We start from the raw sequence: 7,739 nt of genomic DNA on the forward strand, positions 1-7,739 counted from the left end.
TCTTGTTCAAGGAAATACTTTACGTTAAACATATTAAACACTTCCAGCTTCCCTTTTTCAAAATAAAAGTCATAAAGCTCTTGCATTCTACCGGGCTTGGCAGCGTGATAGCCACCAAGCGAATTGTGAAAAAAGCTTGCCCTTGCATTTGCAAATGGATTGGTTGTTAAATCATAAACCCTGTAATGCCCATCGTCTTTTAATATTTCCTTGTCGGCAGGATACTCAGAAAACGGACTTAAAACCTGTCTGGCTGCTACAAAATTATCGCTGTTTACATAGCGTTTATTAACGGGAACCAAATCCAAAAGGAATAAAAATCCAATCAAAACGTAAAGTGTATTCAGTTTCAGTTTGTCTTTCAAGAACATCCACATCAGTCCTGCTGTAACAACTACAAAGCCTAAGCTTCGCAGGGTGTCTTTTAAAAACAGGGATTTTCGGTCTTCTTTGATGGCATCCATAAATTCGTGACCATAAGCTTGAATGTAAAGTCCGTCGTTGGCCCCCACAAAATCGAAAAAACTGTTTTTGAAAAACAAAAATATCAAGCAGAGACTGCCTAATATTCCTGCTGAATATTTAAGAGCATTCATTTTTTCTTCTTCAGAAACTTTGGAAGAAACCATTTTATGTACCCCAAAAATGGCCAAAACAGGCAAACACAATTCTATAATAACCTGTATGGAGGAAACCGCCCTGAATTTGTTATACAATGGGAAATAGTCAATAAACAAATCAGTTAAAAAGCTGAAGTTTTTTCCCCATGAAAGCATCAAAGCCAAAATAGAGCCGGCAATCAACCACTGCCTGTGCTTTCCGCGCAAAAGAAAGACACCTAAAAATGCCAGAAAAAACACCACCGCACCAATGTATGCCGGTGCTGCAACTATGGGTTGTTGCCCCCAATAAGTGGGTACTGCCGTAACAAATTCTGCTGCCTGTGAAGGGTTTAAGCCTCTTTTCATCATGTATTCATAAGTTGCAGAATTTGTGCCTACATTTTCTACATTTCCTCCTCCCTTAAAGCGGGAAATAAATAAGTTGAATGATTCAAAAATTCCATAGGAATACTCAGTAATATACTCTTTAGAAAGTCCGCTGACATTTTCTTTAGGGCTACCGTCAGGATTGATGGTCAATGCTGTTGCACCTCTTGTGGATTCTTTGGCATACTCTTGGGTGGCGAGTATATTGGTGGCATTTAAACCAATTGCTATCACTACTCCTGCCGTCATAATACCCACTGCTTTAAAGTATTCGGGTAAGGTTTTCTTTTTTACGGCATCAATCAGGTAAACCATTCCAATTACAAGTATAAGCAGCAAGAGGTAATAAGTCATTTGAAAGTGATTGGCTGTAATTTCAAGAGCAATGGCAATACATGTCAGAAAAAAACCGAGCAGGTATTTTTTTCTAAACACCAGAAAAATCCCTGCCAAGACCATTGGCATATAAGCAATGGCATGGGCTTTTGCATTGTGGCCCACACCCAGAATGATGATTAAATAGGTAGAGAAACCAAAGGCCAAAGCTCCTGCAGCAGCGAGTTTGTAATTAATTTTCAGCGAAAGCAAAAGCATATAAAAGCCAAGCAAATACAAAAACAAATAATCAGCCGGGCGTGGTAAAAACCGGATGGTTAAATCCAGTTTTTTTATGTAATTATTTGGGTATTGCGCTCCGAGTTGATAAGTGGGCATTCCGCCAAAAGCCGAGTTGGTCCAGTAAGTCTCCTCTCCTGTTTCTGCCCTATAATCATTGTGCTGCTTGGCCATACCGGTGTATTGCACAATGTCACTTTGAAAAAGTTTTTTGCCCTGAAGCACAGGATTAAAAAAAGCTAGTGAAGTGATTACAAAAAAAGCCAATACCGCCAAATGTGGCCAGAATTTTTGAAATATATTTTTCATGATGTTGGTTAAGCAGGTGAAAAGTTAGTCAATTTCTTCATAATCCACATATTCACCCACGTTTTTCTTGGATTTGTTTGTTTTTGGTGGGTGGTCTATGGTTATTTTTCCTTCTTTTGTTTTTTCTGATTGTGCAGTGCGTGAGCCATAAAATGATTGCTCCATTTTCTGAGCTGCTTTTTTAGCAATATATCTTAAAAAATAGGGCAAGAGCAATCGAAAAAGAAATTTGAGTGCTAAGTAAACTAAAATGATTATTAAAAGCGTTTGCAAGAACGAAACCATCGGTAAAATTTAAAGATTTTCAATAATTTCCAAAAATAGGCAAACCAAATAAAATAAAGGAAATTTCAGGGATTAATTAAATGATAAAAAACTTTATATTTACACAAATCACAAGCTTATGCGTCAACTTAAATTTCTGGTTTTTACCTTACTGATAAGCAGTGCTGTAAACCTAAACGCCCAATATACAGACATCATCAATTCAAACCGCCCCGGAACATCGCAGGGTGCTTTTGCTGTGGGCAATAGTGTTACACAAATTGAAACCGGTGTCTCCATTGGCTGGGAAAAACATTCTCTTTTAAGAACAGAAACAGATGCTTTTGCCATTGATTACACCATTCGGCAAGGAGTTGTTTGGGACCGGCTGGAGATTAGCTTGTCAGGGTCTTATGTGTCTGAAAAAGTCATAGATAATTCAAATCCTTTTATTTCGAATTCGAATGAAAACAAACAAAGTAATTTTAGGTCAAATACTTTAGGAGCTAAGTATCTGATATATGACCCTTATAAAACAAGAGACCAAAGAGCGCCAAATATTTATAGCTGGAAGGCAAACAATACATTTCAATGGGAAGAGTTGATTCCGGCAATTTCCTTTTATGCCGGTGTAAATTTTGACACTAAGGACAATCCCTTTTTGCCGCCTGAAACCCCAAGGTTCAGCCCAAAATTTGTATTGATGACCCAAAACAATTTTGAAGGTGGTTTTGTATTTGTTACAAACATTATTGTTGACCGGGTAACTTCCGATTTTCCAATCTATTCATACATATTGACTCTTACACACGCATTTAACCCCAGGTTTTCAATGTTTGTTGAAAATCAAGGAATTAAAAATGATTTTTACGCAGACCAGCTCCTGCGCTTTGGTGCCGCTCATCTTTTTGGGCCCGACTTTCAATTGGATGTGCTTTCTATGGTAAATTTTAAAGACACCCCATCTAGGTTTTTTGTGGGGATTGGTGCCTCCTTCAGAATAGACAATCACCCTGAAAAAGACCCCTATCGAAACTAAATTTAGTTATGATTATCATTAAAGAAGTATTGTCAAAAAGGGAGTTAAAACAATTTGTTCTTTTTCCTTTTGAGCTTTATAAAGATTCAAAATACTGGGTACCACCACTTATCAAAGATGAACTTCAGGGGTTTGACAAAAACATCAATCCCGCATTTGAAAATGCGGAAGTTTGGTTTTATCTGGCGTATAAAAACAATGAAATTGTTGGCAGGATAGCCGTTATCATCAATTGGCACGAGATCAATACGCAAAGCATCAATAAAATTCGTTTTGGTTGGTTTGACTTTGTAGATGACATTGAAGTGAGTAAAGCATTACTGAATAAAGTTTTTGAAAAGGGAAAAGAAAAGAACCTTGCTTTTGCCGAAGGCCCTATTGGGTTTTCAAATATGGACAAAGTGGGTGCAATGACTATGGGTTTTGAAAGATTGGGCAGCATGATTACCTGGTACAATTATCCTTATTACATCAGTCATCTCGAAAATTTGGGTTTTGAAACCGAAAAGGAATTTATAGAAAATGAGTTTTCATTTGATAATGTTACCAATCCGGACACTTTTTACCGGGCAGAAAAAATCGTTACTCAAAAATATGGTGTAAAGTCTCTGGCATTTACTTCCTCAAAAGATATATTGCCTTATGTGAATGAAATGTTTGATGTTTTTAATCAGGCATACGCTTCTCTCTCATCGTTTGTAGCCATAACTGAGCACCAAAAGGAATATTTTAAAAACAAATACATTAGCCTGATCAACCCTGAGTACATCAAGTTTGTGATGGATAAAGATGGAAAATTGGTTGCTTTCAGTGTGGTGATGACCTCCTTTTCGGAAGCTCTGCAAAAGTCAAAAGGCAAACTTTTCCCGTTTGGGTTTTTACATTTTTTAAAGGCCAAAAAGAAAAATGACACTGTGTTATTCTACCTCATCGGAATACTCCCGGAATATCAAAACAAAGGTGTAACAGCTTTAATTTTCAAGGAATATTATGAAACGTTTAAAAAGGATGGGGTTAAAAATTGTATATTAACGCCAATACTTGTAGAAAATCTGGCTTTACAAAATCTTTGGAAAAATTTTGACCCAAAAACAGTTGTGAGAAGAAAAACTTTTAAGTTGGAAACCAACGACTGGAAATTTTAGTATTTCCACTGCCTTTGAACGTTTTCTTCTTCCGCTTTTTTGATTTCTTCGGCAGGGATCACTTTGAGAAATGAAGGATGTTGCTCAATGGCAATTTGAATTTTTAAAATGATATCATCAACTGTTTCACTTTTATAATCGATATCAAGAGGAGCTTTAATCTCCATAGTCTGAAGTATGCCTCTTTTTTTAATCATAATTCCTTTCTTATCAAAAGAGCGCCTAAAACCATCAATTACAATTGGAACTACAATGGGTTGAAATTTTTTAATTATATGTGCAGTTCCACGTCTAATGGGTTTCCATGGTTTGGTTGTGCCCTGTGGAAAAGTAATTACCCAACCATCATCCAGAGCCTTGCCAATATTGGTAATATCGCTCATTTTTACTTGCCTTTTGACATCTTCGCCCCCGGCCCTCCAGGTTCTTTCAATTGGAACAGCACCCGCATATGCAAGGATTTTCGGCAAGAAACCTGATTTCATGGTTTCACTCGCGGCAACATAATAAATGTTAAGTTTTGGTCTCCACAAATATCCAATGTTTTTTATAGTGTCTTCCCTTCCGTGCAAACTGGCATTAAACACGTGAAACATTGCCACAACATCCGCAAAATAGGTCTGATGATTTGAAACGAACAACACATTTCTTTCGGGCAAATCCCTTAAGATTTCAGAGCCATCTATTTGCAACTCATTAAAACCTTTAAATCTGCGATGTGTAATCGCTCCCATAAACCTGATTAACCAAAGTTTATAGAAAAGTATGTGTCCGAAAGGATTACGTTTAATCAATCCCATAAAATTGTTTGTTTCTTTTGGAAGATTACAAGCTGCAAAGATACTAAAAAGTAAATTTATAAAATCTTTTGTATGAGATGTCTCACCTCACTTAGAATCATTGCAGTAGCCCCCCAAACCACATGTCCATTGAGATGAAAAGCAGGCACATCAATTTCAACAGCATATGAAGTGGTTAACTTTTTTGAAATTATTATACTGTCATCCAGAAAATGGTTTAAATCCACCTCTATAATTGATTCCACTTCATCTTCCTGAAGCACAAATTTAGGGTTGGTGTCTGTATAACCAATATAAGGATGTACAATAAAATTGCTGGGCGGAATGTACATTTCTGTGAGTTGCTTAATCACACTTACTTGGTCTCTTGGTATGCCCACTTCTTCTTCAGTTTCGCGTAAAGCTGTATTTAATAAGTCTCTATCCTGAGGTTCATATCTGCCACCTGGAAAACCCACCTGACCGGAATGTACACCTCGATATGTTCTGCGTAAAATCAAAACAAAACGTGTAATGTTGCTTTCAGAAGGATAAAAAAGCACCATCACTCCTGCCTTACTGGCATTGTTTTTACTTATTGCTAGGCGCTTCAACTCTTCAATGCGTTCCATAGGAGCCATTTTCAACTGAATTTCTTCTCCCGGTAATTCCAAATTTTTTAACTTTGAAAGCGATGTTTTAAACCTGTTAAACTCCATTGATGAAACAATATCTTGTTATTTTATGTTCTTTAGTTCTTTTTCTGAATTGTGAAGATAAAAAAAATACCCCTGAAAAAAGTGGAACTACCATTGAAGAAACCGTAGAAATAAAACAACTAAGTGTCCCGCAAACTGAACCTGAGGAAATTAAGGATACTTTATACCCATTAGTAAATCTCACAAACAACAGTGTTGAGGAATTTTTAATTGAATTTGGCAAAAACAATCCCGAACGCTTTGTAACTTTTGAAACCGAACACGGCAACATTGAGCTTGAACTCTACAACAACACCCCCTTGCATCGCGCTCATTTTATTTATCTAATAAAAAGTGGATACTTAAACACAACCGTTTTTCACAGAGTGGTCAAGAATTTTATGATTCAGGGAGGAAACAGTGACCGCGTTTCTACCGCAAGAATGAGGGGGCGCATGGGCAGTTACACCTTGCCTGCAGAAATCATTCACCGCCACAACCGTGGTGCATTAGCAGCAGCAAAGGAATATAGGGATAACCCCGACGACCGCTCCTCATCGTTTGAGTTTTATGTTGTTCAAAGCAAAAACGGAGCACATCATCTTGACTCTAACTATACGGTTTTTGGAAAGGTAATTTCAGGAATGGGTGTGGTAGATAAAATTGCAGCACTCGACACCGATGAAGGTGACTGGCCGTTGTATAACGTAAATATCAATGCATTAATTAAAGATTAGTTCTGTCCTTTTGGATAAACTGAGGGTAAAGACAATTTAAACTTCACTGCAAGAAGTCTTACCGTAATCACCACAGAGCCTGATATAATGACTATCCAACTAGGGTCCATAGGTGTGAGTTCCAGCAGGAAATAAAATAGCCCACCTAAAATACAGGCCGTGGCATAAATTTCTTTTCTGAAAATAATGGGTATTTCGTTGCACAAAATATCCCTGATTACACCTCCAAAACACGCAGACATCGTACCTAGTGAAACACATATAATAGGGTGTAAATCCATTTGCACACCTTTTTCTATGCCCACCATGGTAAAGAGTGCAATTCCTATCGTGTCAAACAAAAACAGGGTCCGCCTGAAGTAATTGAGCTTGTTCCTGAAAATAATGGCAAACACCGCCGAAAAGAAAATAACATACACATAGGTCATATTGTGCATCCACACGATGTTGACATCCAGCAATACATCGCGCAGGGTTCCACCGCCCACTGAGGTGACAAAGGCAATGATAAAAATACCAAACAAATCCAGGCGTTTGTGCATAGCGGTGAGCACTCCTGATATAGCAAATGCCACAGTACCCAGTATATCTATGATTAAAAATAAACTCATACATTTTGGGTGTAAAAGGCATAATCTTTAATGATGCGCTCTAAAAAGTCAATAGGTTTTTCATCAAAATTAACTTGCATTATTTCAGCAGATTTAGCAGAAAGTTTTAAAATAACTTTGTGATTTCCGACAAATTTTGCTTCAAAAAAAAGTTTTTTGATGGTTTGTATCTCGCTGTCATTAAAAACAGTGACTTGTGGGTATTTGGGCACATAATCTTCGGCCACTTCAATGTGCCTGAGTGTGGTGATGCCGGTATTTTTTTTCTCTGAAATTACTGTTGTTGTAGCGGCAATGTCACCCAAACGCTGCCCTTTTCCGTTAAGTAAAATGGTTACCACAGCCACCGCTCCACTTGTAAAACTGATATCGATCAATCGTAGCAACCATCGCAATAAGTAATTTGACAATGCAGGCTTTGAACCATCCAGTTTTACCACCCTTATTTTCATTACTGCTTTTCCGGGTGTTTGTCCGTTCCAAAGGGTTTCCCAAAGCAAATGATAAAGAAAAACAGGCAACCCGATTGTCATAATAAGCAAAAATATACTTC

The 7,739-nt window shown here is 37.5% G+C and carries 9 protein-coding genes; 3 read left to right on the plus strand and 6 right to left on the minus strand.

Annotated elements, in window-relative coordinates:
* Together AC6F75_RS09995 and AC6F75_RS10000 are read right to left on the minus strand one after the other, a co-directional pair.
* Positions 1-1,913, minus strand: a 1,913-nt coding sequence (locus AC6F75_RS09995; protein ID WP_500714883.1) for a hypothetical protein, incomplete at its 3' end; no start/stop codon positions are given.
* A gap of 24 nt (positions 1,914-1,937) precedes the next feature.
* Positions 1,938-2,198 carry a DUF4834 family protein gene (locus AC6F75_RS10000; protein WP_500714884.1) on the minus strand — a complete coding sequence of 87 codons (261 nt, stop codon included), beginning with the start codon at positions 2,196-2,198 and terminating at the stop codon, positions 1,938-1,940.
* Positions 2,199-2,316: 118 nt separating this feature from the next.
* Here AC6F75_RS10000 and AC6F75_RS10005 point away from each other — a divergent pair, with 118 nt between their 5' ends.
* Together AC6F75_RS10005 and AC6F75_RS10010 are read left to right on the plus strand one after the other, a co-directional pair.
* Positions 2,317-3,216: a transporter gene (locus tag AC6F75_RS10005; protein WP_500714885.1), complete on the plus strand. Its 900-nt coding sequence runs from the start codon at positions 2,317-2,319 to the stop codon at positions 3,214-3,216.
* Positions 3,217-3,224: 8 nt separating this feature from the next.
* Positions 3,225-4,361: a GTP cyclohydrolase gene (locus AC6F75_RS10010; protein WP_500714886.1), complete on the plus strand. Its 1,137-nt coding sequence runs from the start codon at positions 3,225-3,227 to the stop codon at positions 4,359-4,361.
* Here AC6F75_RS10010 and AC6F75_RS10015 read toward each other — a convergent pair.
* Together AC6F75_RS10015 and AC6F75_RS10020 are read right to left on the minus strand one after the other, a co-directional pair.
* Positions 4,358-5,161, minus strand: a complete 804-nt coding sequence (locus AC6F75_RS10015; RefSeq protein ID WP_500714887.1) for a 1-acyl-sn-glycerol-3-phosphate acyltransferase — start codon at positions 5,159-5,161, stop codon at positions 4,358-4,360. The two genes, AC6F75_RS10010 and AC6F75_RS10015, sit on opposite strands and share 4 nt — an antisense overlap.
* Before the next feature lie 56 nt (positions 5,162-5,217).
* Entirely contained in the window at positions 5,218-5,814 is a 597-nt protein-coding gene (locus tag AC6F75_RS10020; protein WP_500714888.1) for an NUDIX domain-containing protein, read from the minus strand.
* 47 nt (positions 5,815-5,861) lie between these two features.
* Here AC6F75_RS10020 and AC6F75_RS10025 point away from each other — a divergent pair, with 47 nt between their 5' ends.
* The gene (locus tag AC6F75_RS10025) at positions 5,862-6,575 is read left to right on the plus strand and encodes a peptidylprolyl isomerase (RefSeq protein WP_500714889.1); all 714 of its coding nucleotides are present in this window, start codon (positions 5,862-5,864) and stop codon (positions 6,573-6,575) included.
* Here the strand turns inward: AC6F75_RS10025 and AC6F75_RS10030 are convergent.
* Positions 6,572-7,186 carry a TRIC cation channel family protein gene (locus AC6F75_RS10030; protein WP_500714890.1) on the minus strand — a complete coding sequence of 205 codons (615 nt, stop codon included), beginning with the start codon at positions 7,184-7,186 and terminating at the stop codon, positions 6,572-6,574. The two genes, AC6F75_RS10025 and AC6F75_RS10030, sit on opposite strands and share 4 nt — an antisense overlap.
* The coding region (locus tag AC6F75_RS10035) for a DUF8484 domain-containing protein (RefSeq protein WP_500714891.1) at positions 7,183-7,739 on the minus strand (557 nt) is incomplete at its 5' end. The genes AC6F75_RS10030 and AC6F75_RS10035, both read right to left, overlap by 4 nt.

Source organism: Planktosalinus sp., from assembly GCF_059864935.1.